Origin of the sequence: Streptomyces sp. NPDC048255, assembly GCF_040652415.1 — a bacterium.
Taxonomy (GTDB): domain Bacteria; phylum Actinomycetota; class Actinomycetes; order Streptomycetales; family Streptomycetaceae; genus Streptomyces.
This window is the reverse complement of sequence record NZ_JBEZMA010000011.1, coordinates 40,803-65,754: the sequence shown is the minus strand read 5'-3', so window position 1 is coordinate 65,754 and position 24,952 is coordinate 40,803. Positions and strand designations below refer to the sequence as shown.

Here is a 24,952-nt window from a genome sequence, read left to right as displayed (position 1 = left end):
CTCCGGCGCTCAGCCCCATTGCTCGAAGCCGAGCTTCACCACCAGGGCGCCCACCACGCTCAGCAGGACGCCGCGGACGAAGCCGCTGCCCTTCTTCAGTGCCATCCGGGCGCCGACCATGGCGCCGGCCAGGTTGAACACCGCCATCAGGGCGGCCAGCTGCCACAGCACCATGCCCTGGTACGCGAACATCGCGAGGGCTCCGGCGTTGGTGCACACGTTGACGATCTTGGCGGTCGCCGAGGCGGTGACCAGGTCGAGGTGGAGGAGCGCGGTGAGCGCGAGCACCAGGAAGGTGCCGGTGCCGGGCCCGATGAGGCCGTCGTAGAAGCCGATGCCGAGCCCGGCCAGCCCGATGGCCAGCAGCACCCGCTGACGGCTGACGGGCGAGGTGGCGGGGGCGGTGCCGAAGGCGGGGCGGAAGAGCACGAAGGCGGCGACGACCACCAGCACCACCATGATCAGCGGGCGCAGCGCGTCCTTGCTGATGCCTCCGGCGAGGGCGGCGCCGCCCATCGAGCCGGCGAGCGCGGCCGCGCCGATGCGGACGGCCAGCTTCACGTCCACCGGGGCCTTGCGCACGTAGGTCACGGCCGCGCCCCCGGTGCCGACGATGGCCACGGCCTTGTTCGTACCGAGGACGGTGGCGGGGTGGGCGTCGGGCAGGCCGAGCAGCAGCGCGGGCAGGAGCAGCAGGCCACCGCCGCCCACCACCGCGTCGATCCAGCCGGCCGCCGCCGCGGCCACGCACAGGATGATGATCATGGTCGTTGATATGTCAGGCACGTCCTGACCTTATGGACCTGGCGCTTGCAGGGACCATCAATGCCCGGAAACTTGCGCAAAGGTTGAGCTTCGCCCGGCCGGAGCCCGGTCGGGAGCCACCGGAGCAGCCGGTTCCACAACTGCCGTGAGGACACTCGCCGCCAGCACGCTGGCCAGCCCCAGCCCGGCCGCCAGCCGCCGCGCGGGCGGTACGGCGGCCAGTGCGGCCCGTACGGCCGGCCGCGGCAGCCAGGGGGACGGCTTGCGGTGCCGGGCGGTGCCCACCGGGCGGACCACGGCGGCGGGCGCGGACACGGGGAGGGTGACGTGCAGCGGGTGACGCATGGCGCGGGGACCTCTCGGGAGCGGGGCGCTGAAGCGGGCGGCGGCGGGTGCGGGCACGGGGCGGGGCAGTCGGACAGCGGGAACTCGGCTGCGGCGGCGGCTCGGACAGGGACCGTCAGAAGGTGAAGCACTCGCTGTGCACACGCCCGGCCGGGACCCCCGCCCGCAGCAGCGCGGCCCGGGTCGCCTCGGTCATCCCCGGCGGCCCGCACAGGTACACGTCGTGCTCGGCCAGGTCCGGCACCAGCGCGGCCAGCGCCTGCGGGGCCAGCGGATCGTAGGCACTGCCCGAGGGCCCGAGCAGGTAGTGCAGCCCGGCCCGCCGTTCGGCGGCGATGGCCTCCAGTTCGGCGCGCAGGAGGAGGTGCTCCTCGGCTCCGGCCCGGTAGAGCAGAGTGATGTCGCCGGGGCCGCCGGGCAGCGTCTCGAACAGGGCCCGCATCGGGGTGATGCCGACGCCGCCCGCGATGAGCAGCACCTTGGGCCGCGTCCGGCGGGCGGCGGTCAGCGCCCCGAACGGCCCGGTGGCCAGGACCCGGGCGCCGGGACGCAGCCGGCGGATGCGGCGGGAGTGGCCGCCCAGCCCCTTGACCGTGATCCGCAGGGTGTTCCCGCGGACCGGCGCGGACAGCGAGAACGGCAGGGCGGTGTGCCACAGCCGCCGCTGGAGGAACCGCCAGCGCAGGAATTGGCCCGGCTCCGCGCGCAGTTCCGCGAGGTGCTCCCCGTACATGACGACGGAGACCACCCCGGGCCCCTCGGCGCGGACCTCCGCGACCCGCAGCGCGTGCCGCAAAGCCTGCCGTACGGGGACCACCGCGCGGTACCAGACCAGCAGGACGGCGACCGCGCTGTGGGCGAGGGCCCAGAACCAGGCGACCGGGGCCAGGTCGGGTCCCGCGAGCTGGTGCACGAAGCCGAGGGCGACCGCGACGTGTACGAGCAGGTGCACCCCGCGCCAGGTCTCGTGCGAGAGCCGGCGGCGTACGGCCCGGGCGGAGGTCACGCCGACCGCGGCCAGCAGGGCGGTACCGAGCGCGGCGGCGGCGAGCGCCGGGTAGCCGAGGAGCTCCCGGCCTGCGGAGACCACGTCGAGCCCCTCGTGCACGGCGTACCCGAGCAGGGCGAACAGCCCGTGGCCGAAGCAGAGCAGGAGCACGTACCGGCCGCCCAGCGCGTGCCAGCGGGCGAGCCGGTCGGTGCCGACCCCGTGCTCGACGGCGGGGACCCGGGCCATCAGGAACAGCAGCACCAGCGCCCCGTACCCGGCGAGCAGGCCGGTCAGGTGGGCGGCCGTGGCGAACAGCGCGTCGGGCCGGGCGGAGGGGCGTACCTGCGCGGCCCAGAGCAGGGCCACCGCTCCCGCCCCGCCCAGCATCCCGCCCCTGACCCGCACCGCCACGTCTCGCATACGGGTCACGCTAAGGGCCGCCACCGTGGCCCGGATGATCCTTAAGGCCGCCTTGAGGAACGCCTCACCGGCCCTTAACCCCCACGCTGAGGTGGGCGTTCCGTCGGGGAAACAAGGGCGATGCGGTGGGGAAACAGCGGCCGCGCACCCTCATGGCATGACCTCGGACCAGCGTGTGGTGGTGATCGGCGGCGGCCTCGCGGGCCTGCGGCTCGCGCAGCGGCTCGGCGCGGGCGCGGACACCGGCGCGGACGCCTCGGTGACCGTGCTGGGCGAGGAAGTGCACGTCCCGTACAACCGGGTCCTCCTCGCCGAGGTACTGGCCGGCCGGTACGCACCGGAGGTGACCTCCCTGCCCTCGCCCGGCCCCGCGCTGCGCCGGGGTGTGCGGGCGGTCCGCGTGGACCGCGCCGACCGCACGGTCCACTGCGACGACGGCAGCACGGAGCGGTACGACACGCTGGTCCTGGCCACCGGGTCCAATCCCGTCCTGCCGCCGCTGCGCGGGCTGTTCGAACCCGGGGCCGGGGAACTCCCCGAGGGGGTGCACGCGTTCCGCACCATGGACGACTGCCTGGCCCTCTCGGCGGCCGTACGTCCCGGCGTGCGGGCGGTGGTGATCGGCGGCGGCCTGCTGGGCGTCTCGGCGGCCCGGGCGCTGGCCGAGCGCGGCGCGCAGGTGGTCCTGGCCCAGCAGGCGGAGCGCCTGATGGAGCGCCAGCTGGACGCGGACGCCTCGGCCCTGCTGCACGCCCACCTGAAGGATCTCGGCGTGGAGATCCACACCGAATGCCGGGTCCGCGGCCTGACCACATCGGCGGCTCCGCTCCCGGGGCTCCGCCCCGGACCCCGCGCCTCAAACGCCGGCGAGGCTGGAATTGCCCTGCGGGCAACCCAGCCGCGCAGGGCGGGCAGCACCAGCAAAAATCCAGCCCCTCCGGCGTTTGAGGAGCGGGGTCTGGGGCGGAGCCCCAGCAGCCGCCCCGCACGGGGCAACCGCCGGGTCACCGGGGTCGAGCTCGCCGACGGCTACCGGCTGGACGCCGACCTCGTCGTGCTGGCCTGCGGCGTACGCCCCCGCACCGGCCTCGCCCAAGCCGCCGGCCTCGCCATACGCAAGGGCATCGTGGTCGACGACCGGCTGCGCACCAGCGACCCCCGGATCCACGCCATCGGCGACTGCGCCGAGCACGCCGGCCAGGTGTACGGCCTGGCCGGCCCGGCCCTGGAGCAGGCCGACGCCCTCGCCGACGCCCTCACCGGCCGCGGGACCCCGTACGGCGGCACCCGCGCGCTGACCCGCCTCACCCTGGGCGGCGCCGGAGCCGGCCCCCTCGACCTCGCCGCATTCGGCGAGACCACCCCGCTCCCCGGCGACGACGTGGTCCGCCTCGCCGACGCCACCCGCCGGACCTACCGGAAGGTCGTCGTCCGCGGCGACCGCCTCGTCGGCGGGGTGCTGCTCGGCGAGCTCTCCACCGTGGGCGCCCTCGCCCGCACCTGGGACGGCGACGCAGCCCTGCCCGACCCCGCCGACCTGTTCCACCTGCTCACCGACGACGGAGGCCACTGACATGACCGAGCCCTTGCCCACGATCGTGCTCATCGGGCACGGCATGGTCGGCCAGCGCTACCTCGAAGCGCTCGCCGAGCACGGGGTCACCGCCACGCACCGGATCACCGTGCTCTGCGAGGAGCCCCGGCCCGCCTACGACCGCGTGCACCTGACCTCGTACTTCTCCGGCAGCAGCGCCGAGGACCTGTCCATGACTCCCCCGGGGTTCATGGCGGAGCACGGCATCTCCCTGCACCTCGGCGACCCGGCCGAGCACATCGACCGGGACGCCCGCACCGTCACCTCCCGCTCCGGGCAGGTCTTCCCCTACGACGTCCTCGTCCTGGCCACCGGCAGCTACCCCTTCGTGCCGCCCGTCCAGGGCAAGGACGCCCCCGGCTGCTTCGTCTACCGCACCATCGAGGACCTCCTGGCCATCGAGGAGTACGCCAAGGGCCGCACCACGGGCGCGGTCGTCGGCGGCGGTCTCCTCGGACTCGAAGCCGCGGGCGCCCTCCAGGGCCTCGGCCTCACCACCCGCATCGTCGAGTTCGCCCCGCGCCTGATGCCCGTCCAGGTCGACGAGGGCGGCGGCGCGGCCCTGCTGCGCACCATCGAGTCCATGGGCCTCACCGTCCACACCGGCGTCGGCACCCAGGAGGTGCTGACCGGCGAGGACGGCCGGGTGTCGGGCATGCGGCTCTCGGACGGCTCCGCCGTCGACACCGACCTCGTGGTCTTCTCCGCCGGCGTCCGCCCCCGCGACCAGCTCGCCCGCGACTGCGGCCTGGACGTCGGCGAGCGCGGCGGCATCCAGGTCGACTCCCGCTGCCGCACCTCCGACCCGCGGGTCTACGCCATCGGCGAATGCGCCCTGGCTTCCGACGGCCGCGTCTACGGCCTGGTCGCCCCCGGCTACGAGATGGCCGAGACCGCCGCCGACGACCTCCTGGGCCGGGAGAAGGAGTTCACCGGGGCCGACCTCTCCACCAAGCTCAAGCTGCTCGGCGTGGACGTGGCCTCCTTCGGCGACGCCCACGGCAGCGCCCCGGGCAGCCTGGACGTCGTCTGGTCCGACTCCCGCTCCGGTGTCTACAAGAAGCTCGTCGTCTCCCCCGACGGGGTGCTCCTGGGCGGGGTCCTGGTCGGTGACGCCGACTCGTACGGTGTGCTGCGCCCGCTCACCGGCAGCGTGCCGCCCGTCGCGCCCGAGCAGCTGGTCCTGCCCGCCGGACTCGGCGCGCCCGTCGCCCTCGGCCCGTCCGCCCTGCCCGACCACGCGGTGATCTGCTCCTGCCACAACGTCACCAAGAAGGCCATCGCCGCCTGCGCCACCCTCCCCGAGGTCAAGAAGTGCACCAAGGCGGGCACCGGCTGCGGCAGCTGCCTCAAGGTGATCGGCCAGCTGTTGCCCGCCGCCACCGACAAGGGGCTGTGCGGCTGCTTCCCGCACACCCGCGCCGAGCTCTACGAGATCGTCCGCACCCGCCGCCTGACCTCGTACGAGCAGCTGCTCGACGGCCACGGCCGGCCCGAGGCCCGCGGCGGTGACGGCTGCGAGGTCTGCAAGCCCACCGTCGGCTCGATCATCGCCTCCCTCGCCCCGACGCTCGGCGCGAGCGTCTACGTCCTGGACGGGGAGCAGGCCGCCCTCCAGGACACCAACGACCACTTCCTCGCGAACTTGCAGCGCAACGGCTCGTACTCGGTCGTCCCGCGCATTCCCGGAGGTGAGATCACCCCGGAGAAGCTGATCGTGATCGGCGAAGTGGCCCGCGACTTCGGGCTCTACACGAAGATCACCGGTGGGCAGCGGATCGACCTGTTCGGGGCGAGCGTGGACCAGCTCCCGCGGATCTGGGCCCGGCTCGTGGACGCCGGGTTCGAGTCCGGGCACGCGTACGGGAAGGCCCTGCGGACGGTGAAGTCCTGCGTGGGACAGACCTGGTGCCGCTACGGGGTCCAGGACAGCGTACGGATGGCCATCGACCTGGAGCTGCGCTACCGGGGCCTGCGCGCCCCCCACAAGCTCAAGTCGGCGGTGTCCGGCTGCGCCCGCGAGTGCGCGGAGGCACAGAGCAAGGACTTCGGCGTGATCGCGACGGCGAGCGGCTGGAACCTGTACGTCGGCGGCAACGGCGGGGCCACGCCGCGCCACGCCGACCTCCTCGCCCAGGACCTCTCGGACGCCGAACTGGTGCGGCTCATCGACCGGTTCCTGATGTTCTACATCCGCACCGCCGACCGGCTGGAGCGGACCTCCACCTGGCTGGAGCGGCTGGAGGGGGGCCTGGAGCACCTGCGGGACGTCGTCGTGCACGACTCGCTCGGGCTGTGCGCCGAGCTGGAGTCCCTGATGGCCGACCACGTGTCGCACTACCGCGACGAGTGGGCCGAGACCCTCCAGGACCCGGAGCGGCTGCGCCGGTTCGTGTCCTTCGTCAACGCGCCCGGCGCCCCCGACCCGACCGTGAAGTTCGTCCCCGAGCGGGACCAGGTCAAGCCCGACCTGGCCGTTCTCACCCTTGAGCCCGTGGGAGGCACACGATGACCGTCGAACTCGAGGTGCCGGAGGGCTGGCTGACGGTGTGCGAGCTGTCCGCGCTCACCCCCGGGCGGGGGGTCGCGGCCCTGCTGCCCGACGGGAGCCAGGCCGCGGTGTTCACCGACCGCTCGGGGCGCACGTACGCGATCGCCAACCAGGACCCCTTCACCGGCGCGCAGGTCCTCTCGCGGGGACTGCTGGGGTGCGCGCAGGGCCGGCCCTTCGTGGCCTCGCCGCTGCTCAAGCAGCGTTTCGACCTGGAGTCGGGGCGCTGCCTGGACGACGAGGAGGTGGCGGTCCGGACCTACCGGGTGCGGACCGCCGCGACCTCGTGAGGCACGGGGCTCAGCCCTGGACCGCCGCCGGGTCCATCCACATGATCTCCCAGGTGTGGCCGTCGAGGTCGTCGAAGGCGCGGCCGTACATGAAGCCGTGGTCCTGCGCGGGACGGGGCTCGGTGGCCCCGGCGGCGACGGCCCCGTCGACGAGCTCGTCGACCTTGGCGCGGCTCTCGGCGCTCAGGCACAGGAGCACCTCGGAGGTCCTGGTGGCGTCCGCGATCTCCTTGTGGGTGAAGTCCTTGTAGCGGGCCTCGGTCAGGAGCATCGCGACGATGGTGTCGCTGATCACCATGGAGGCGCAGTTCTCGTCGCTGAACTGGGCGTTGAAGGAGTATCCGAGCTTGCCCCAGAAGGCCTTGCTGGCATCCAGGTCCTTGACGGGCAGGTTGACGAAGATCATGGTCGCGGGCATCTCGGTCCCTCTTCTTCTCTCGTGGTGTGCTTTCGAGAGGTAGACCGGGGGCTCCGGGGAAACTCATCGCTCCCGCCGGATTTTCTCCAGGATTTTTTCCGCGGCCCGGTGACCTGCGGGAACCGCGGGTCAGGCGACCGAGCGCAGCTCCAGCGCGGCCAGCGGGACGAAGCCGACCCGGCCCTCGCCGTGCAGCGGTCCGGCGTCGGCGCCGGCCAGCCGCCGGTGCAGGGCCAGCGCGATCCGCTCGCCCTGTGCCTTGGCCCGTTCGGCGTTCGGTCCGCGGTGCAGGCCGTCGATCGTCGCGTTCCACAGCTGGAGCCAGCGTCCGAAGTCCGCGCCCGTCATGGCCCGCGCCGAGTGCAGCGCGGCGTGCGGGGCGAAGGCGTCGCGCCCGTAGTCGGCGCTGCGGAACAGGGCCCGCTCCCAGAAGTCGGTGATGCGGGGCAGGTGGACCTCCAGGTCCGTGCCCGCGATCTCGGTGAAGAAGGGACCGATCCGGCGGTCGGCGAAGGCTGCGCTGTAGAAGCGGCGCAGCACGACGTCGAGGTCGGCGCGGCCGCGGATGTCGGCATCGGCGGCGAAGTGGTTCATCGCTCCACCATCCTTCCCCATCCGGGGCCTCCCCAGGGCAGAAAGTCCCGCAGTACGTCACATCGTGCCGGGGTCCGCCGCCCGCAGTAGCGTCGGAGCATGGCCGTCAAGAAGATCACCGAGAAGCTGTCGGACGAGGCCCTGGTCGCGGAGACCGGCCGGGACTGGGCCGGCTGGTTCGCCGAGCTCGACGGCTGGGGCGCCACCGCGCGCACCCACACCGAGATCGCCCGCCGGCTCGTGGACGCGTACGGGGTGAGCGGCTGGTACGCCCAGTCGGTCACGGTGGGCTACGAGCAGGAGCGGGGGATGCGCGAGGTCGGCCAGTCCTGCGACGGCGACTGGCAGGCGTCGGCCAGCCGCACCGTGGGCGCCGGACCCGAGCGGGTGACGGAGGCCTTCGCCGACGCGGCGGTGCGCGAGCGCTGGCTGCCGCACGCGGATTTCGCTCTGCGCACGCACCGGCCCGGGAAGTCGCTCACCGCCGACTGGGACGGCGGAAGCAGCCGTATCTCCGTCTATCTCACCCCCAAAGGCCCGGACCGTACGCAGGTGGGACTCGGGCACACGAAACTCGCAGACGCCGACGCGGTGGAGGTCTACAAGTCTTTCTGGAAGGAGCGTCTCGGTGTCCTGAAGTCCCTCCTCGAGGATTGAACTCGAAGCGGTCGCTCGTGCGTAATGAGGAATTGAGGTCACGTCAACTCAGTGCTCCTAGGTTCCTCGACGCGTGCGACCCCCGCGCCCGGCCGGGCACGGGGGGACTTCCTCCCACAGGAGTGACCGTGGAACGTCGTACCTTCCTGCGCGGTGCCGTCATAGGCTCCTCGGCTGCCGCCTTCGGCGGCACGCTGATGCACGGCGCCGCCTACGCGGCGCCCGCCCAGCCCGGCGCCGGACCCTACGGGGCCCTCGGCGCGGCGGACGCGAACGGCATCCAGCTGCCCGCCGGCTTCAGCAGCCGGGTGATCGCCCGGTCCGGCCAGAACGTCGGCTCCACCTCGTACAAGTGGCACAGCGCCCCCGACGGCGGGGCGTGTTTCGCGGACGGCACGGGCTGGATCTACGTGTCCAACTCGGAGATCTCCTCCACCGGCGGCGCGAGCGCGGTGAAGTTCGACTCGTCCGGCTCGATCACCTCCGCCTACCGGATCCTGTCCAACACCAACCGCAACTGCGCGGGCGGCGCGACCCCCTGGAACACCTGGCTGTCCTGTGAGGAGGTCAGCCTCGGCTACGTGTACGAGACCGACCCGTGGGGAGTGAACGCCGCCGTCCGCCGCTCCGCGATGGGCCGCTTCAACCACGAGGCGGCGGCCGCCGACCCGGTCCGCAAGGTCGTCTACCTCACCGAAGACGACTCCAGCGGCTGCTTCTACCGCTTCGTCCCCACCACCTGGGGCAACCTCTCCTCGGGCACCCTGCAGGTCCTCAAGGCGGGTACGGCCACCTCCGGCTCCTTCACCTGGGCCAACGTGCCGGACCCGGACGGCTCCCCGACCGCGACCCGCAGCCAGGTCTCGGGCGCGAAGAAGTTCAACGGCGGCGAGGGCTGCCACTACGCCAACGACACCGTCTGGTTCACCACCAAGGGCGACAACCGGGTCTGGCAGCTCAACCTCACGAACAACACCTACGAGCTGGCCTACGACGACTCGCTCGTCCCCGGCGGCTCGGCCCCGCTGACGGGGGTGGACAACGTCACCGGGTCCTCGTACGGCGACCTGTACATCGCCGAGGACGGCGGGAACATGGAGATCTGCCTGATCACCCCGGACGACGTGGTCGCCCCGTTCCTGCGGATCACCGGCCAGTCCTCCTCGGAAATCTGCGGCCCGGCCTTCTCCCCCGCCGGCAACCGGCTGTACTTCTCCAGCCAGCGCGGCACGAGCGGCAGCTCCACGGGCGGCATCACCTACGAGGTCACGGGCCCGTTCCGGGTCTGACCTCCAGCGCCGAGGGCGCGGCTCCGGGCTTCCCCGGGGCCGCGCCCTTCCGGCCTTCTACGAGGCCACCGCCCCGCCCTTGAGGAGGGCGGCGCCCAGCGGGGTCACCGTGTGCAGCACCGCGTTGCCGTGGCGCAGGGTGGTGACCAGGCCCGCCTCGCGCATCACGCAGGCGTGCTGGCTCGCGGAGGCCAGCGAGACCCCGGCCCGGCGGGCGAGTTCGCTGGTGGTGGCCCCGTCGCCGATGGCCCGCAGCACCACCGAGCGGGTGTGGCCGACGAGCTTGCCCAGGGTGCGCACCCGCTGCTCCTCGACGACCGGGCGCACGTCCCCGCCGGTCGGCGCGGAGACCAGCTGCGCGGCGGCCGGGTAGACCAGCACCGGCGGCAGTTCCGGGTCGTGCAGGGTCACCGCGGTCCGCCGGCAGAAGAAGGAGGGCTGGAGCAGCAGCCCGCGCCCGCGCAGACGTACGTCCCGGTCCACGGGGTAGTCGCACTCCAGCACCGGGGCCCGCCAGCGCAGCATCGGCGGCAGCGAGGCCAGCAGCTCGTCCGCGCCCCCGTCCAGCAGGGCCCGGCCGCGTGCGGCCCGCTCGGCCTCGATCTGGGCCTGGATGTGCGTCCAGTACGGTTCGACGGCCGCCCGGTGGTAGGCGCGCAGCTCGCCCAGCAGGCGCGGCAGGTGCTTGGTGCCGCCGTCCATGAGCTCCCGGAGCCGCCGCGGGAGGGAGGACTCGGCGCCCCCGCTCACGGCGGAGGGCATGCCGAACGCCGCTCCGAGACCGGCTCCCGCGCCCAGCAGCGCCAGCTCCTGCCGCATGCGGTCCGGGCGGATGCCGCGCAGCGCGTCGACGCCGACGTCCCACCCGTACTGCCCCTCCACGGGGGTCAGGAAATCCGGAAAATATCCGCGGCTCGGTATGAGCATACCGAGCACGCGTGTTTCACTATTCAACCTGCTCCGAGTTTCCGTTCGCCATTCACCGAACAACCGGGCGTCACGCCGGTCCCTTAAACGGTGAAAGCTGAGAACTGTTTCCCACAACGCATCGGGACGCCCTGCCATCCGTACGCGTGCCAGGTCCACTCCAGTGAAATGGATACGCAGCACCGAACCCCCACCTGTGCAACCGCAATCCCCCCGCCCCATGAGTATGCATGCCGTCACACGTGGTCACCACGCCCTTTCGGCCACAGTTGAAACCCCTTTCGGCAGGGGCGTGACAACCGAAATCCTGTACTCCGCCGGGCACACTCCGATGCGACCGAAACGCTCCGTGAAGGCCGTGGGGGGCTTTGCGGGGCCTGGCGGTCGGTCGCACGGGAAGCGCCGACGTGCCCGGCAGAATGACAGCAGGCGGTGGACGGGTGGGGATCCGTCCACCGCCTGCTGACGTAAAGACTTGTTGAACGAACAAAAATAGGCGCGCCCGCCCCCAGGGCGTCAGGGAACCCGGGGGCAGGCGCGGTCTGTGGGGCCCTTCGCGGGCCGGGGGGTCAGCGGCTGTCGCTGCCCTTCGCCTCGGCGGCGGCACGGCCGGCCTCCAGGCGCGCCACCGGGATCCGGAAGGGCGAGCAGGAGACGTAGTCGAGGCCGACCTCGTGGAAGAAGTGGACGGACTCGGGGTCACCGCCGTGCTCGCCGCAGATGCCGAGCTTGAGGTCGGGGCGGGTGGCCCGGCCGGCCTGGACCGCGCTGCGGACGAGGGCGCCGACGCCGTCCTTGTCGATGGTCTCGAAGGGCGAGACCCCGAAGATGCCCTTCTCCAGGTACGCGGTGAAGAAGCTGGCCTCGACGTCGTCGCGGGAGAAGCCCCACACCGTCTGGGTCAGGTCGTTCGTGCCGAAGGAGAAGAACTGCGCGGCCTCGGCGATCTGCCCGGCCGTCAGCGCGGCGCGGGGCAGCTCGATCATGGTGCCGATGGTCAGCTTGAGGCTGGTGCCGGTGGCGGCCTCGACCTCGGCGATGACCTGGTCGGCCTCGTCGCGGACGATCTCCAGCTCCTGGACGGTGCCGACGAGCGGGACCATGATCTCGGCGCGCGGGTCGCCCTTGGCGTTCTTGCGCTCGGCCGCGGCCTCGGCGATCGCCCGTACCTGCATCTTGAACAGGCCGGGGATGACCAGACCGAGGCGGACGCCGCGCAGACCCAGCATCGGGTTCTGCTCGTGCAGCTTGTGCACGGCCTGGAGCAGGCGCAGGTCGTTCTCGTTGGCGTCCTTGCGGGACTCGGCGAGGGCGACGCGCACCGACAGCTCGGTGATGTCGGGCAGGAACTCGTGCAGCGGCGGGTCGAGGAGGCGGACGGTGACGGGCAGGCCGTCCATCGCCTCGAACAGCTCGACGAAGTCCTTCTTCTGCAGCGGCAGGAGGGCACTGAGTGCCGCCTCGCGCTCTTCGTCGGTGTCCGCGAGGATCAGTCGCTCCACCAGTTCGCGGCGCTCACCGAGGAACATGTGCTCGGTGCGGCACAGGCCGATGCCCTGGGCGCCGAAGCGGCGGGCACGCAGCGCGTCCTCGGCGTTGTCGGCGTTGGCGCGCACGCGCAGCCGGCGGACGCGGTCCGCGTAGGCCATGATCCGGTGCACGGCGGCGACCAGCTCGTCGGCGTCGTCGGCGCCGGCGTGCATGCGGCCCTCGAAGTACTCGACGACCGGGGACGGTACGACGGGTACCTCACCGAGGTACACCTTGCCGGTGGAGCCGTCGATGGAGACGACGTCGCCCTCTTCGATGACCGTGTCGCCGACCGTCATCCGGCGGCGCTTGGTGTCGACGTCGAGCTCCTCGGCGCCGCAGACACAGGTCTTGCCCATGCCGCGGGCGACGACGGCGGCGTGCGAGGTCTTGCCGCCGCGCGAGGTCAGGATGCCCTCGGAGGCGATCATTCCGTCGAGGTCGTCCGGGTTGGTCTCGCGGCGGATCAGGATGACCTTCTCGCCGGAGCGGGACCACTTGACGGCCGTGTACGAGTCGAAGACGGCCTTGCCGACGGCCGCGCCCGGGGAGGCGGCGATGCCGCGGCCCAGCAGCGTGGTCTTCGCGTCCTCGTCGAAGCGCGGGAACATCAGCTGCGCGAGCTGGTGGCCGGTGACTCGCTGGAGGGCCTCGGCCTCGTCGATCAGGCCCTGGTCCACGAGCTGCGTGGCGATACGGAAGGCGGCGCCGGCGGTGCGCTTGCCGACGCGGGTCTGGAGCATCCACAGCTGGCCGCGCTCGATGGTGAACTCGATGTCGCACAGGTCCTTGTAGTGCGTCTCGAGGGTCTCCATGATGCCCATGAGCTGGTCGTACGACTTCTTGTCGATCTGCTCCAGATCGGCGAGCGGCACGGTGTTGCGGATGCCCGCGACGACGTCCTCGCCCTGCGCGTTCTGCAGGTAGTCGCCGTAGACGCCCTGGTGGCCGCTGGCGGGGTCGCGGGTGAAGGCGACGCCGGTGCCGGAGTCGGGGCCGAGGTTGCCGAAGACCATGGAGCAGATGTTGACGGCGGTGCCGAGGTCGCCGGGGATGCGCTCCTGGCGGCGGTACAGCTTGGCGCGGTCGGTGTTCCAGGAGTTGAAGACCGCCTCGACGGCGAGGTCCATCTGGTCGCGGGCGTCCTGCGGGAACTCGCGGCCCGCCTCCTTCGCCACGATCTTCTTGAAGAGCTTGACCAGCTTCTTCAGGTCAGCGGCGTCGAGGTCGGTGTCGACGGTGACCTTCTTGGCGGCCTTGGCCTCTTCGAGGGCTTCCTCGAAGAGCTCGCCGTCGACGCCGAGGACGGTCTTGCCGAACATCTGGATGAGGCGGCGGTAGGAGTCCCACGCGAAGCGCTCGTCACCGGACTGGGAGGCGAGGCCGGCGACCGACTCGTCGGAGAGGCCGATGTTGAGGACCGTGTCCATCATGCCGGGCATCGAGAACTTGGCGCCGGAACGCACGGAGACCAGCAGCGGGTCGTCCGACTGACCGAGCTTCTTGCCCATCTTCGCCTCGAGGGCCGCCAGGTGGGCGCTGACCTCGTCGCGCAGCTCGGCCGGGGCCGTACCGCTGTCGAGGTAGACCTTGCAGGCCTCGGTGGTGATGGTGAAGCCGGGAGGGACCGGCAGACCCAGGTTGGTCATCTCGGCGAGGTTGGCCCCCTTGCCGCCGAGAAGGTCCTTGAGGTCGCGGTTGCCCTCGGTGAAGTCGTAGACGAACTTCTGATCTTTGTTTTCCGACACGGGTCTCGACTCCTCGAGGCTCGGCTGGCTGCCCTGACGGCCAGGAACATACCCAGATCGAAGGCTTCTGGGTACGTCCACTTGGTCGTCATACGGCTGTAACCACCCGTGCGCCAGCAGATCGAAAGTAACTCATGGGTAATCAGAAAGTACGAAGAGCGTTCACAAGCCGAAGGGTGAGGGGGCTGGTGAGGCTTGATCCTGCTCGGATGAGCGATCATCGATACATTTGCGTTCAAGTATTGAACGCACAAAGGGTGGCACCCAGTGCCACCCTTTGAAAGTCTTATCCGTGACGTCGGCGCTCATCTGAGCGAAACCTCACCCATGCGTGGCGTATATCACGCGCCACGGAGGGCGATTTGTCAGCCTCCGGAGGTGTCCAGTTCGGCTTCCTCGCCGACGCCCGCGCAGTCGTACGGGTCCTTCAGCCAGCCGTCGGGCAGGACAACTCGGTTGTTTCCGGACGTCCGGCCGCGCGGACCGTCCGCACTCTCGGGCCATGCCTGATCCAGATCCAGCTCGCTCAGATGAGCGTCCAGCTCGGCCAGCGACGAAGTGACCGCCAGCTTCTTGCGCATCTCCGAACCCACCGAGAAGCCCTTGAGGTACCAGGCCACATGCTTACGGAAGTCGATCACCCCGCGCGCCTCGTCGCCGATCCATTCCCCGAGCAGCTGGGCGTGCCGGTGCATGGTGCCCGCGACCTCGCGCAGCGTGGGCTTGCGGAAGTCCTCCGGGCGCCCCTCGAAGGCCGCCACCAGGTCGTTGAACAGCCACGGCCGACCCAGGCAGCCGCGGCCCACGACCACGCCGTCGCAGCCGGTCTCGCGGACCATACGCAGGGCGTCCTCGGCGCACCAGATGTCGCCGTTGCCGAGCACCGGGATCTCCGGCACGTGCTCCTTGAGCCGGGCGATGGCCTCCCAGTCGGCGGTGCCGCCGTAGTGCTGGGCGGTGGTGCGCCCGTGCAGGGCGATGGCGGTGACGCCCTCCTCGACGGCGATCCGGCCGGCGTCGAGGTAGGTGAGGTGCTCGTCGTTGATGCCCTTGCGCATCTTCATGGTCACCGGCAGGTCGCCGGCGCCGGCGACGGCCTCGCGCAGGATCGCGCGCAGCAGGTTCCGCTTGTACGGGAGGGCCGAGCCGCCGCCCTTGCGGGTCACCTTGGGGACCGGGCAGCCGAAGTTGAGGTCGATGTGGTCGGCGCGGTCCTCTTCCACGATCATGCGGACGGCCTTGCCGACCGTCACGGGGTCGACGCCGTACAGCTGGATCGAGCGGGGCTTCTCGGCCTCGTCGAAGTGGATCAGCTGCATGGTCTTCTCGTTGCGCTCGACCAGGGCGCGGGTCGTGATCATTTCGCTCACGAACAGCCCCTTGCCGCCCGAGAACTCGCGGCAGAGGGTACGGAACGGGGCATTGGTGATACCGGCCATGGGCGCGAGCACCACCGGGGGCTGCACGGTGTGCGGGCCGATCGCGAGAGGCGGAGGGAGCGTGGTCATTCCCCCATTGTCGCGCACCGCTCGATCGTTAGTTTGACGTACTATCCCCGATATGTCCGACTTGAGTCACCGGCGACGCTTGCTCGTGCTGGGGATCTGCTGCACGAGCCTGTTCATCGTCAGCCTCGACAACACCGTCCTGAACGTCGCGCTCCCCTCCATGCGCCGGGACCTGAACGCCTCGGTCGCCGGAATGCAGTGGACGATCGACGCATACACGCTGGTCCTCGCCTCCCTGCTGATGCTGGCGGGCTCCACGGCCGACCGGATCGGGCGCCGGAAGGTGTTCATCGCGGGCCTGGTCCTCTTCACGCTCGGCTCGTTGCTGTGCTCGCTGACGCCGAACCTGGAGTGGCTGATCGTCTTCCGGATGATCCAGGCCGTCGGCGGCTCGATGCTCAACCCGGTCGCCATGTCGATCATCACCAACACCTTCACGGACCCCGCGCAGCGCGCCCGCGCCATCGGGATCTGGGGGGCGGTGGCGGGCATCTCCATGGCCGCGGGCCCGCTGATCGGCGGCGTACTGGTGGACTCGGTGGGCTGGCGGTCCATCTTCTGGGTGAACCTGCCGGTCGGACTCCTCGCCCTCGTACTGACCCTGCGCTACGTCCCGGAGTCGCGGGCCGCACGGGCCCGCCGCCCGGATCCCGTCGGCCAGCTGCTCGTCATGACCTCGCTCGGCACGGTCACCTACGCGATCATCGAGGCCCCGGCCGCGGGCTGGGGCTCGCCGGTGATCACCGGCTGCGTCCTGGTGGCCGTCGCCTCGCTGGTGGCGCTGCTGCTGTACGAGCCCCGGCGGGCGGATCCGCTGATCGATCCGCGCTTCTTCCGCAGCATCCCCTTCAGCGGGGCGACGGTGATCGCGGTGAGCGCCTTCGCGGGGCTGAGCGGAGTGCTGTTCCTGAACACCCTCTACCTCCAGGACGTACGGGGGCTCAGCGCCCTGGACGCCGGGCTCTACCTGCTGCCGATGGCGGCCCTGACCTTCCTGTGCGCGCCGCTGGCGGGGCGGCTGGTCGGCTCCCGGGGGCCCCGGCTGCCGCTGCTGATCGCGGGCGTGACGATGGCGGTGAGCGGGCTGCTCTTCGCGGTCTTCTCGGCCGAGACCTCCACGCCCCTCCTCTTCGCCGGGTACGTGCTCTTCGGGATCGGCTTCGGCATGGTGAACGCGCCCATCACCAATACGGCTGTCTCCGGCATGCCCCGTTCCCAGGCGGGTGTCGCGGCCGCGATCGCCTCCACCAGCCGGCAGACCGGCGGGGCGCTGGGCGTCGCGATCGCCGGTGCGGTCCTGTCGGCCGGGCTGGCGGGCGGCGCGGAGTTCACCGCGGCGGCCCGGCCGGCCTGGTGGTTCATCACGCTCTGCGGGCTGGCCGTCCTGGTGGTGGGCGTGGCGAGCAGTGGGCGCTGGGCCATGGCGACGGCCGAACGGACGGCCCGCACCCTGGAGGCGACCACGGACCCGGACCCCGACCGGACCCGCTCACACTGACGAGTGACAGATATTGAAATCTGTCATCCGTCATGCCATTCTCGTTTCATGGCTACGAACGAGAACGTCACCAGCACCGTCGGCACCACCCACCGCGACACGACCGCCTACCGCAGGCTCGGCGCCACCGGGCCGTCCGTCTTCCCGCTCGGCCTCGGCTGCATGGGGATGTCCGCCCTCTACGGGGAGGCGGACCGGGCCGAGTCCCTCGCGACCATCCACGCCGCGCTCGACGCGGGGGTCACCCTGCTGGACACGGGCGACTTCTACGGCATGGGCCACAACGAACTGCTGATCAACGAAGCCCTGCGCACCGCGCCCGCCGCGGCCCGCGAGAAGGCGCTGACCAGCGTCAAGTTCGGCGCACTGCGCACCGTCGAGGGCGGCTTCACCGGCTACGACGGCCGGCCCGAGGCCGTCAAGAACTTCCTGGCCTACTCGCTCCAGCGGCTCGGCCGGGACCACATCGACATCTACCGGATCGCCCGCGTGGACCCGGACGTGCCGATCGAGGAGACGATCGGTGCGATCGCCGAGGCCGTCGAGGCCGGGCACGTCCGCCACATCGGGCTCTCCGAGGTCGGCGCGGACACCATGCGCCGGGCCGCCGCCGTGGCCCCGATCTCGGACCTCCAGATCGAGTACTCGCTGATCTCCCGCGGCATCGAGGAGGAGATCCTGCCGACCGCCCGCGAGCTCGGCATAGGCGTCACGGCGTACGGGGTGCTGTCCCGCGGCCTGATCAGCGGCCACTTCACCCGCGACCGCGCGCTGGCCCCGGGCGACTTCCGCGGTATGAGCCCCCGCTTCCAGGGCGACAACCTCGACCGCAACCTGGACCTGGTGGACGCCCTGCGCAAGGTCGCGGAGGGCAAGGGCGTGAGCGTGGCCCAGACGGCCATCGCCTGGGTGCTCGCGCAGGGGCCGCGGCACGGCGTCGACATCGTGCCGCTGGTGGGCGCCCGCCGCCGCGACCGCCTCGCCGAGGCACTGGGCGCCCTGGACATAGAGCTCGACGCCGCCGACCTGGCCGCCGTCGAGGAGGCCGTGCCCGTCGGCGCGGCGGCCGGCGAGCGGTACCCCGCCGCGCAGATGGCCCACCTCGACAGCGAGCACTGAGCTGGCGGTACGGTCGTACTCATGCCTCCCGCAGCTGCCGAGCCCCTGACGTCCGAGCGCATCCTCGAGACCACCGAGGAGGTGCTGCGCCGCTTCGGCCCCACCAAGGCGACCGTGGTGGACGTGGCGCGCGCCCTGGGTGTCAGCCACGGCAGCGTGTACCGCCACTTCCCGTCGAAGGCGGCGCTGCGCGAGGCCGTCACGGACCGCTGGCTCGCCAAGAGCGTCGTCATGCTGGAGGAGATCGCCTCGGCCCCCGCAGCGAGCGCCCCCTCCAAGCTCGAAGCGTGGCTGGAGGCCCTCTTCGAGGCCAAGCGCCACAAGGCGGGGGACGACCCGGAACTGTTCGCCACCTACACCGTGCTGCTCGCCGAGAACAGTGACGTGGTGGACGCCCACCTCACCGAGCTGATCGCGCAGTTGGCCCGGATCATCGCCGAGGGAGTCGCGGCGGGCACGCTGGCCGCCGAGGACGTGCCTGGCGCCGCGCGCGCGGTGTTCGACGCCACCGGCCGCTTCCACGATCCGCAGTACGCGGCCGACTGGCTCTCGCCCACGATCACCACGGAGTTCGAGGCGGTCACCTCCCTCGTCATCCGGGGCCTGCGCGCCTGACGGGGGTCCGCGCCGTCCGAAGCGGACCGGGCTTGCCGGCGAAAGACCGGTGGCCCGGTGCGCAGCGTGCGCACCGGGCCACCGGTCTTGGTACGGCAGGTACTAGCAGCCGAGCAGGCGGCTGCCGAGGTAGCTCTGGATCTGGTCCAGGGAGACGCGCTCCTGCTTCATGGTGTCGCGCTCGCGCACGGTCACCGCGTTGTCGTCCAGGGTGTCGAAGTCGACGGTGACGCAGAACGGCGTACCGATCTCGTCCTGGCGGCGGTAGCGGCGGCCGATGGCGCCCGCGTCGTCGAACTCGATGTTCCAGTTCTTGCGCAGGTCGGCGGCGAGGCCCTTGGCCTTCGGCGACAGCTGCGCGTTGCGGGACAGCGGCAGGACGGCGACCTTGACCGGGGCCAGGCGCGGGTCGAGGCGCATCACGGTGCGCTTCTCCATGATGCCCTTGGCGTTGGGGGCCTCGTCCTCGTTGTACGCGTCGAGCATGAAGGCGAGCATGGCGCGGTTGACACCGGCTGCCGGCTCGATGACGAACGGGGTGTAGCGCTCGCCGGACTCCTGGTCGTGGTAGGTCAGGCTCGCACCCGAGGCCGCCGAGTGGGCCTTGAGGTCGTAGTCGGTGCGGTTGGCGATGCCCTCGAGCTCGGAGAACTCGTTACCACCGAAGTTGAAGCGGTACTCGATGTCGGCGGTGCGCTTCGAGTAGTGGGACAGCTTCTCCTTCGGGTGGTCGAACCAGCGGATGTTCTCCTCGCGGATGCCGAGGTCGCGGTACCAGTTCCACCGCTCGGCCATCCAGTACTCCTGCCACTGCTCGTCCTCGCCCGGCTTGACGAAGAACTCCATCTCCATCTGCTCGAACTCGCGCGTGCGGAAGATGAAGTTGCCGGGGGTGATCTCGTTGCGGAAGGACTTGCCCATCTGCGCGATGCCGAAGGGGGGCTTCTTGCGCGAAGTGACCTGCACCTGGGCGAAGTTGGTGAAGATGCCCTGGGCGGTCTCGGGGCGCAGGTACGCCTTGGAGCCGGTGTCCTGGGTCGGGCCGAGGTGGGTCTCCAGCATGCCGGAGAACTGCTTGGGCTCGGTGAACTGGCCCTTCACACCGCAGTTGGGGCAGTTGATGTCGGCGAGGCCGTTGGCGGGCACACGGCCGTGCTTGGCCTCGTACGCCTCTTCCAGGTGGTCGGCGCGGTGACGCTTGTGACAGGAGGTGCACTCGGTGAGCGGGTCGGAGAAGGTGGCGACGTGACCGGAGGCCACCCACACCTCGGGAGCCAGGATCACGGAGGAGTCGAGGCCGACGATGTCCTCACGCCCGGTGACCATCGCCTTCCACCACTGGCGCTTGATGTTCTCCTTGAGCTCGACACCGAGCGGGCCGTAGTCCCAGGCGGCCTTGGAGCCGCCGTAGATCTCACTGCACGGGAAAACGAAGCCACGGCGCTTGCTCAGGCTGACGATGGTTTCGATCTTGTCGGCGGCCACGGTGCTCTCTTCATTACGAGGACGAACGGCGAAGTCTTTAGGTTACCGGCGCCCGCACCCCCCCTTTCAAATCGGATCCCCTTCTACGGCCCGGACCGGGGCCGCCCACCTGGGTTTTTGACAATCGTTTCCATTTTTGATGAAAATGGATGTCATGAACGTACGACGCCTCATACCCACAGCCGCCCTCGCCGGAGCCGTCGCCCTCGGCGCCACGGCCCTCACCGCCTGCTCCGGAGCCGCTGCCACCGGTGGGACGGACGGCAAGCTCGACGTGACGGCGTCGTTCTACCCGATGCAGTTCCTCGCCGAGCAGATCGGCAAGGACCACGTGAAGGTCAGCAGCCTGACCGAGCCGGGCGTCGAACCGCACGACCTGGAGATCACCCCGAAGCAGACCGCCCAGCTGGGCGAGGCCGACGTGATCCTCTACCTCAAGAGCCTGCAGCCCGCCGTCGACAAGGCCGTCGCCCAGTCCGACGTGAAGAACATCGTCGACGCCGCCACCCTCACCACGCTGGAGTCCCACGGCGCCTCCGGCCACGACCACGAGCACGGCCACGAGGGCGAGGCGGGCCACTCCGAGGAGGAGCACGGCAAGGAGGAGCACGGCAAGGAGGAGCACGCCAAGGAGGGCGAGGCCACCACCGACCCGCACGTCTGGCTCGACCCGGCCAAGTACGCCGAGATCGCCCAGGGCGTCGGCAAGGCGCTGGAGAAGGCGGACCCCGACCACGCCGCCGACTACAAGAAGAACACCGAAGAGCTGGTCGCCAAGCTGACCGGGCTCGACACCGAGTTCAAGGACGGCCTGAAGAACACGGCCACCAAGACCTTCATCACCACCCACGCCGCCTTCGGCTACCTCGCCGAGCGCTACGGCCTGGACCAGGAGGGCATCTCCGGCGTCGACCCCGAGTCCGAGCCCAGCCCGGCCCGGATGAAGGAGCTCCAGGAGGTCGCCAAGAAGGACAATGTCTCCACCGTGTTCTTCGAGACCCTGGCCAGCGACAAGACGGCCAAGACCCTCGCGGCGGACACCGGCCTGAAGACCGACGTCCTCGACCCGCTCGAGGGAATCACCGACAAGTCCCAGGGCGCTGACTACTTCGAGGTCATGCGGTCCAACCTGAAGAACCTCCAGAAGGCGCTCGGAGCCAAGTAATGACAGCAGCAGCAACGGAGGCGCGAGCCATGCAGTCCACGCCCCGACAGGCAGCGGACCAGCCCGTCATATCCCTGCGCGGGGCCACGGCCTCGCTCGGCTCGCGCCCCGTGCTGCGCGGGATCGACCTCACCGTCCACTCCGGTGAGGTCGTCGCGCTTCTCGGAGCCAACGGTTCAGGCAAGTCCACCGCCGTCCGCGCCGTCGTCGGCCAGGTCCCGCTGACCGGCGGCTCGCTGTCCCTCTTCGGCACCGACCTCAAGCGCTTCCGGGACTGGTCGCGCATCGGCTACGTCCCGCAGCGCACGACCGCCGCCAGCGGCGTCCCCGCCACCGTCCGGGAGGTCGTCTCCTCCGGCCGGCTGGCCCGCGCCCGGTTCGGTCTGCTGCGCAAGGCCGACAAGGCGGCCGTCGAGCGCGCCCTGGCCCTCGTCGACATGGAGACCTACGCCGACGCCTCGGTCAACGCCCTCTCCGGCGGCCAGCACCAGCGCGTGCTCATCGCCCGGGCGCTCGCCGTCGAGCCCGAGCTGCTGATCATGGACGAGCCGATGGCCGGCGTGGACCTCGCCAACCAGGAGGTCCTGGCGAACGCCCTGCGCCGGCAGGTCGCCGAGGGCTCCGCCGTCCTGCTCGTCCTGCACGAGCTGGGCCCGCTGGAGCCGCTGATCGGCCGGGCCGTCGTACTGCGCGACGGCTGCGTCGTGCACGACGGCCCGCCCCCGGAGGCCGTCGGCCAGCACGCCCTGCCCGGCCACGACCACGTACACCCCCACGCGGCGCACGACGCCGAGCCCCTGCGGACGGGACTGCTGAGCTGATGGACCTCCTCGACTACCCCTTCATGGTGCGGGCGCTGATCGCCGCCGGTCTGGTGGGCATCACCGCACCCGCGATCGGCACGTACCTCGTCCAGCGCCGCCAGGCGGTCATGGGCGACGGTCTCGGCCACGTGGCCATGACCGGTGTCGCGCTCGGCTTCCTGCTCAACACGAGCCCGGTGTGGATGGCCACCCTGGTCGCGTCCATCGGCGCCATCGGCATGGAGCTCATCCGCTCCCGGGGCCGCACCAGCGGCGACGTCGCGCTCGCCATGCTCTTCTACGGCGGCCTGGCCGGCGGAGTCATGATCATCAACATGGCTCCGGGCGGCTCCACGACCAACCTGCTCAGCGCCATGTTCGGATCGATCACCACGGTCGCGTCCGAGGACGTCACCGCGATGGCGATCCTCGCCGCCTTCGTCCTCGCCGTCACCCTCGGCCTGCGCCGGCAGCTCTTCGCCGTCTGCCAGGACGAGGAGTTCGCCCGGGTCACCGGCCTGCCGGTGCGCCTGCTCAACCTGCTGATCGCGGTCACGGCCGCGGTGACCGTCACCGTCGCCATGCGCATCGTGGGCCTGCTGCTGGTCAGCGCCATGATGGTGATCCCGGTCGCGGCCGCCCAGCGGGTCACGCGCGGGTTCACGGCGACGTTGTCCCTGGCCATGGCGATCGCGCTGCTGGTCTCCCTGACCGGCACGGCCACCACGTACTACATCGACGCCCCCTCCGGCGCGACCATCGTTCTGCTCGCCATCGCCGTCTTCATGATCATGACGGCCCTGTCGGCACCGCTGGCCCGGCGCCGCGCCAAGGCCGCGAGCGCGGCCGAAGAGGTCTGCACGCGAGACGATGTGAAGGTATAGAGAGACCGGCCGCCTGGCACAATGGGCCAAGGCCGATACGAGGAGGAACCGGTGGCGACTGCGCCTGGCGAGATGAATACCGCGCCAGTACGAGGGCGATCCACCCGGCAGCGGGCAGCCGTGGCGGCGGCGCTGGACGAGGTGGACGAGTTCCGCAGTGCCCAGGAACTGCACGACATGCTCCGGCACCGGGGCGATTCCGTGGGCCTGACCACCGTCTACCGCACCCTCCAGTCGCTCGCCGACGCCGGAGAGGTCGACGTACTGCGGACCAGTGACGGCGAGTCCGTCTACCGCCGCTGCTCCACCGAGGACCACCACCACCACCTGGTCTGCCGCAAGTGCGGCAAGGCCGTCGAGGTGGAGGGCCCGGCCGTGGAGAAGTGGGCGGAGTCCATCGCGGCCGAGCACGGCTACGTGAACGTGGGCCACACGGTGGAGATCTTCGGCACCTGCGCGGACTGCGCGGCCGCCGCGTAGGGAGTCCCCAGGGGGCTCCCGCACCGGCTCCGCCGCATACGGCGACCGGCCGGCTCCCGCACCGGCCGGCAGCCGGGGCCGCGCCTCAGCGGCAGAGCTCGAAGAGGTCGTCCTCGAAGGTCGCGAACTCCGCCTGCGCCTCGGTGATGATCTCCCGGGCCGGCCGGCGCGGGGTGGTCGCGTGCCGCTCGGCGATCGCGGTCAGGGCCGCGTCCGGGCGTGCCTCACGCTCCGCGTGCAGGGCGGCCTCCCGCGGCCCGAAGCCGTCGGCCAGCACCCACAGGAAGCCGGACAGGTCCCCGGCCACCACCCCGCACTCGCCCTCCGACCCCAGGAACACCACGGGCTGCTCGGCGAGGGGCCGCCCCGCCCGCACGCACCAGACGGCGGCGAGCCCGCCGGAGCCGTCCTGGCCGAAGACCCGGTAGGCGTCGCCGTCGAGCTCGTGGTTCGCCGTCCAGTGGCGCAGCCAGTCGGTGGTCTCCTCGGCGGACTCGAAGGCCTCGTAGGGCGAGAAGTCGACGCCCTCGCCCTCGTCGCCGTAGTCGAACTCGACCCGGGACACCTCGGCCAGGGCGGGGGGAAAGCGGCGGTCGTCGCCGGTGGTGCTGATCATCCCCGCAGGCTAACGGCCCCCACTGACACTCTTGCGCCGGGCGGCCTGCGCCCCTATGCCGACGCTCCCTAGAGCCTGCGCAGGTTCCGGTCCAGGATCGCCCGCAGGCGGTCGACGTCGGCGGGCTGCTGGGCGCCGCGCTTCGGCAGCACCCCCACGGCGGCCGCGCGCGTGCCCCCGACGAGGACGAACAGCTCCGGGGTCTCGATGTAGTGCGGGAAGAGCTTCCAGTCGGTCGTGAAGGACATGGTCTCGCCCGTGGTCGCGGTGCCCCGTTCGTCGGCCACCGTGCGGCACTGGCCGTACTGCCCCACCACGGAGTACATCTGGCGGGCCATGGTGCGCCGGATCCACACGACACCGCAGAGCGCGACGGCCAGGGCCGGCACCACCGAGACCGCGGTCACGACCGGCAGCGTCCCCCGGAACAGGCAGAGCCCCACCACGGCGAGGACCGTCAGCACCGGGAGCAGGAGCGTCTCCGCCCGGCCCGCAGCCGTACGGCGGGCCCGGGCCTGCACGGCCCCCTGGATGTCGGCGAGCGTCGGCCGGTAGACGAAGGCGACCTGCTCCTCCGTCTGCCCGGCCGGCTCGGCCTGTTCGCCCTGTTCTGCCTGCTGTCTGTGATCCCCACCCGTGTTCATCCGGCGAGGATAGCGA

Annotated in this window: 23 protein-coding genes; 12 read left to right on the top strand and 11 right to left on the bottom strand. The window is 71.3% G+C overall.

The features are described from left to right. Nucleotides 1–9: 9 nt before the first annotated feature. From AB0D94_RS12175 to AB0D94_RS12165, 3 genes are all read right to left on the bottom strand, one after another. The gene (locus tag AB0D94_RS12175; RefSeq protein ID WP_362049694.1) at nt 10–786 is read right to left on the bottom strand and encodes a TSUP family transporter; all 777 of its coding nucleotides are present in this window, start codon (nt 784–786) and stop codon (nt 10–12) included. A gap of 36 nt (nt 787–822) precedes the next feature. Next, nucleotides 823–1,110, bottom strand: a complete 288-nt coding sequence (locus AB0D94_RS12170) for a hypothetical protein (protein WP_362049691.1) — start codon at nt 1,108–1,110, stop codon at nt 823–825. 115 nt (nt 1,111–1,225) lie between these two features. Next, nucleotides 1,226–2,521: a ferredoxin reductase family protein gene (locus tag AB0D94_RS12165; protein ID WP_362049688.1), complete on the bottom strand. Its 1,296-nt coding sequence runs from the start codon at nt 2,519–2,521 to the stop codon at nt 1,226–1,228. Between the two features lie 157 nt (nt 2,522–2,678). Between AB0D94_RS12165 and AB0D94_RS12160 the strand changes: the two genes are divergently transcribed. Genes AB0D94_RS12160 through nirD form a run of 3 tightly spaced genes read left to right on the top strand, consistent with a single transcriptional unit; the run spans nt 2,679 to nt 6,956 of the window. Next, nucleotides 2,679–4,094 carry an FAD-dependent oxidoreductase gene (locus tag AB0D94_RS12160; RefSeq protein ID WP_362049685.1) on the top strand — a complete coding sequence of 472 codons (1,416 nt, stop codon included), beginning with the start codon at nt 2,679–2,681 and terminating at the stop codon, nt 4,092–4,094. Between the two features lies 1 nt (nt 4,095). Then, nucleotides 4,096–6,627 (top strand): nitrite reductase large subunit NirB, encoded by a 2,532-nt coding sequence (gene nirB / locus AB0D94_RS12155; RefSeq protein WP_362049682.1) that lies wholly within the window; start codon nt 4,096–4,098, stop codon nt 6,625–6,627. After that, on the top strand, nt 6,624–6,956 hold the full coding sequence (gene nirD, locus AB0D94_RS12150) for a nitrite reductase small subunit NirD (RefSeq protein WP_362049679.1): 333 nt from the start codon (nt 6,624–6,626) through the stop codon (nt 6,954–6,956). Before nirB ends, nirD begins: the two co-directional genes overlap by 4 nt. A gap of 10 nt (nt 6,957–6,966) precedes the next feature. On the opposite strand, the gene AB0D94_RS12145 is transcribed toward nirD, so the two are convergent. Next, nucleotides 6,967–7,374 carry a VOC family protein gene (locus AB0D94_RS12145; protein WP_362049676.1) on the bottom strand — a complete coding sequence of 136 codons (408 nt, stop codon included), beginning with the start codon at nt 7,372–7,374 and terminating at the stop codon, nt 6,967–6,969. A gap of 129 nt (nt 7,375–7,503) precedes the next feature. Continuing rightward, nucleotides 7,504–7,968, bottom strand: coding sequence for a group III truncated hemoglobin (locus AB0D94_RS12140; RefSeq protein WP_362049673.1), 465 nt, complete (start codon nt 7,966–7,968; stop codon nt 7,504–7,506). 99 nt (nt 7,969–8,067) lie between these two features. Between AB0D94_RS12140 and AB0D94_RS12135 the strand changes: the two genes are divergently transcribed. Together AB0D94_RS12135 and AB0D94_RS12130 are read left to right on the top strand one after the other, a co-directional pair. Further along, complete coding sequence (locus tag AB0D94_RS12135) at nt 8,068–8,625, top strand: hypothetical protein (protein WP_362049670.1); 558 nt, start codon at nt 8,068–8,070, stop codon at nt 8,623–8,625. A 128-nt stretch (nt 8,626–8,753) separates the two neighbouring features. Next, nucleotides 8,754–9,914 carry an alkaline phosphatase PhoX gene (locus AB0D94_RS12130; protein WP_362049666.1) on the top strand — a complete coding sequence of 387 codons (1,161 nt, stop codon included), beginning with the start codon at nt 8,754–8,756 and terminating at the stop codon, nt 9,912–9,914. Between the two features lie 57 nt (nt 9,915–9,971). Here the strand turns inward: AB0D94_RS12130 and AB0D94_RS12125 are convergent, their stop codons facing one another. From AB0D94_RS12125 to dusB, 3 genes are all read right to left on the bottom strand, one after another. Beyond that, nucleotides 9,972–11,024 carry a helix-turn-helix domain-containing protein gene (locus AB0D94_RS12125; protein WP_362049663.1) on the bottom strand — a complete coding sequence of 351 codons (1,053 nt, stop codon included), beginning with the start codon at nt 11,022–11,024 and terminating at the stop codon, nt 9,972–9,974. A gap of 386 nt (nt 11,025–11,410) precedes the next feature. Continuing rightward, nucleotides 11,411–14,119, bottom strand: a complete 2,709-nt coding sequence (ppdK, locus tag AB0D94_RS12120; protein WP_362049660.1) for a pyruvate, phosphate dikinase — start codon at nt 14,117–14,119, stop codon at nt 11,411–11,413. 365 nt (nt 14,120–14,484) lie between these two features. Further along, a complete protein-coding gene (gene dusB / locus AB0D94_RS12115; protein ID WP_362049657.1) occupies nt 14,485–15,627 on the bottom strand; it encodes a tRNA dihydrouridine synthase DusB in 1,143 nt (380 codons plus the stop codon). Between the two features lie 52 nt (nt 15,628–15,679). Between dusB and AB0D94_RS12110 the strand changes: the two genes are divergently transcribed. The 3 genes from AB0D94_RS12110 (at nt 15,680) to AB0D94_RS12100 (ending at nt 18,859) form a co-directional block, all read left to right on the top strand. Further along, on the top strand, nt 15,680–17,125 hold the full coding sequence (locus AB0D94_RS12110) for an MFS transporter (protein WP_362049654.1): 1,446 nt from the start codon (nt 15,680–15,682) through the stop codon (nt 17,123–17,125). A 162-nt stretch (nt 17,126–17,287) separates the two neighbouring features. Next, entirely contained in the window at nt 17,288–18,244 is a 957-nt protein-coding gene (locus AB0D94_RS12105) for an aldo/keto reductase (protein WP_362049932.1), read from the top strand. Between the two features lie 21 nt (nt 18,245–18,265). After that, nucleotides 18,266–18,859 carry a TetR/AcrR family transcriptional regulator gene (locus AB0D94_RS12100; RefSeq protein ID WP_362049651.1) on the top strand — a complete coding sequence of 198 codons (594 nt, stop codon included), beginning with the start codon at nt 18,266–18,268 and terminating at the stop codon, nt 18,857–18,859. Nucleotides 18,860–18,961: 102 nt separating this feature from the next. On the opposite strand, the gene AB0D94_RS12095 is transcribed toward AB0D94_RS12100, so the two are convergent. Continuing rightward, on the bottom strand, nt 18,962–20,344 hold the full coding sequence (locus AB0D94_RS12095) for a glycine--tRNA ligase (RefSeq protein WP_362049648.1): 1,383 nt from the start codon (nt 20,342–20,344) through the stop codon (nt 18,962–18,964). A 154-nt stretch (nt 20,345–20,498) separates the two neighbouring features. Here AB0D94_RS12095 and AB0D94_RS12090 point away from each other — a divergent pair, with 154 nt between their 5' ends. From AB0D94_RS12090 to AB0D94_RS12075, 4 genes are read left to right on the top strand one after another with little or no spacing between them, the layout of a single operon-like run. Further along, nucleotides 20,499–21,509 (top strand): metal ABC transporter substrate-binding protein, encoded by a 1,011-nt coding sequence (locus AB0D94_RS12090; RefSeq protein WP_362049644.1) that lies wholly within the window; start codon nt 20,499–20,501, stop codon nt 21,507–21,509. Between the two features lie 29 nt (nt 21,510–21,538). Beyond that, the gene (locus AB0D94_RS12085; protein WP_362049641.1) at nt 21,539–22,330 is read left to right on the top strand and encodes a metal ABC transporter ATP-binding protein; all 792 of its coding nucleotides are present in this window, start codon (nt 21,539–21,541) and stop codon (nt 22,328–22,330) included. Further along, nucleotides 22,330–23,196 carry a metal ABC transporter permease gene (locus tag AB0D94_RS12080; RefSeq protein ID WP_362049638.1) on the top strand — a complete coding sequence of 289 codons (867 nt, stop codon included), beginning with the start codon at nt 22,330–22,332 and terminating at the stop codon, nt 23,194–23,196. The genes AB0D94_RS12085 and AB0D94_RS12080 overlap by 1 nt, the downstream gene beginning before the upstream one ends. A gap of 51 nt (nt 23,197–23,247) precedes the next feature. Next, nucleotides 23,248–23,676, top strand: coding sequence for a transcriptional repressor (locus tag AB0D94_RS12075; RefSeq protein WP_362049635.1), 429 nt, complete (start codon nt 23,248–23,250; stop codon nt 23,674–23,676). Nucleotides 23,677–23,761: 85 nt separating this feature from the next. Here AB0D94_RS12075 and AB0D94_RS12070 read toward each other — a convergent pair whose 3' ends face one another. Together AB0D94_RS12070 and AB0D94_RS12065 are read right to left on the bottom strand one after the other, a co-directional pair. After that, nucleotides 23,762–24,292, bottom strand: coding sequence for an SMI1/KNR4 family protein (locus tag AB0D94_RS12070; RefSeq protein ID WP_362049632.1), 531 nt, complete (start codon nt 24,290–24,292; stop codon nt 23,762–23,764). A gap of 68 nt (nt 24,293–24,360) precedes the next feature. Continuing rightward, a complete protein-coding gene (locus AB0D94_RS12065; RefSeq protein WP_362049629.1) occupies nt 24,361–24,936 on the bottom strand; it encodes a hypothetical protein in 576 nt (191 codons plus the stop codon). Nucleotides 24,937–24,952 lie beyond the last annotated feature (16 nt).

Bases quoted from the DNA above. Each gene is read 5' to 3' on its own strand.
- nirD (WP_362049679.1), top strand. From the start codon at position 6,624: ATGACCGTCGAACTCGAGGTGCCGGAGGGCTGGCTGACGGTGTGCGAG.
- dusB (WP_362049657.1), bottom strand. From the start codon at position 15,627: ATGACCACGCTCCCTCCGCCTCTCGCGATCGGCCCGCACACCGTGCAG.
- AB0D94_RS12140 (WP_362049673.1), bottom strand. From the start codon at position 7,968: ATGAACCACTTCGCCGCCGATGCCGACATCCGCGGCCGCGCCGACCTC.
- nirB (WP_362049682.1), top strand. From the start codon at position 4,096: ATGACCGAGCCCTTGCCCACGATCGTGCTCATCGGGCACGGCATGGTC.
- AB0D94_RS12105 (WP_362049932.1), top strand. From the start codon at position 17,288: ATGGGGATGTCCGCCCTCTACGGGGAGGCGGACCGGGCCGAGTCCCTC.
- AB0D94_RS12110 (WP_362049654.1), top strand. From the start codon at position 15,680: ATGTCCGACTTGAGTCACCGGCGACGCTTGCTCGTGCTGGGGATCTGC.
- AB0D94_RS12100 (WP_362049651.1), top strand. From the start codon at position 18,266: ATGCCTCCCGCAGCTGCCGAGCCCCTGACGTCCGAGCGCATCCTCGAG.
- AB0D94_RS12145 (WP_362049676.1), bottom strand. From the start codon at position 7,374: ATGCCCGCGACCATGATCTTCGTCAACCTGCCCGTCAAGGACCTGGAT.
- AB0D94_RS12065 (WP_362049629.1), bottom strand. From the start codon at position 24,936: ATGAACACGGGTGGGGATCACAGACAGCAGGCAGAACAGGGCGAACAG.
- AB0D94_RS12160 (WP_362049685.1), top strand. From the start codon at position 2,679: ATGACCTCGGACCAGCGTGTGGTGGTGATCGGCGGCGGCCTCGCGGGC.
- AB0D94_RS12070 (WP_362049632.1), bottom strand. From the start codon at position 24,292: ATGATCAGCACCACCGGCGACGACCGCCGCTTTCCCCCCGCCCTGGCC.
- AB0D94_RS12170 (WP_362049691.1), bottom strand. From the start codon at position 1,110: ATGCGTCACCCGCTGCACGTCACCCTCCCCGTGTCCGCGCCCGCCGCC.
- AB0D94_RS12085 (WP_362049641.1), top strand. From the start codon at position 21,539: ATGCAGTCCACGCCCCGACAGGCAGCGGACCAGCCCGTCATATCCCTG.
- AB0D94_RS12090 (WP_362049644.1), top strand. From the start codon at position 20,499: ATGAACGTACGACGCCTCATACCCACAGCCGCCCTCGCCGGAGCCGTC.
- AB0D94_RS12135 (WP_362049670.1), top strand. From the start codon at position 8,068: ATGGCCGTCAAGAAGATCACCGAGAAGCTGTCGGACGAGGCCCTGGTC.
- AB0D94_RS12165 (WP_362049688.1), bottom strand. From the start codon at position 2,521: ATGCGAGACGTGGCGGTGCGGGTCAGGGGCGGGATGCTGGGCGGGGCG.
- AB0D94_RS12080 (WP_362049638.1), top strand. From the start codon at position 22,330: ATGGACCTCCTCGACTACCCCTTCATGGTGCGGGCGCTGATCGCCGCC.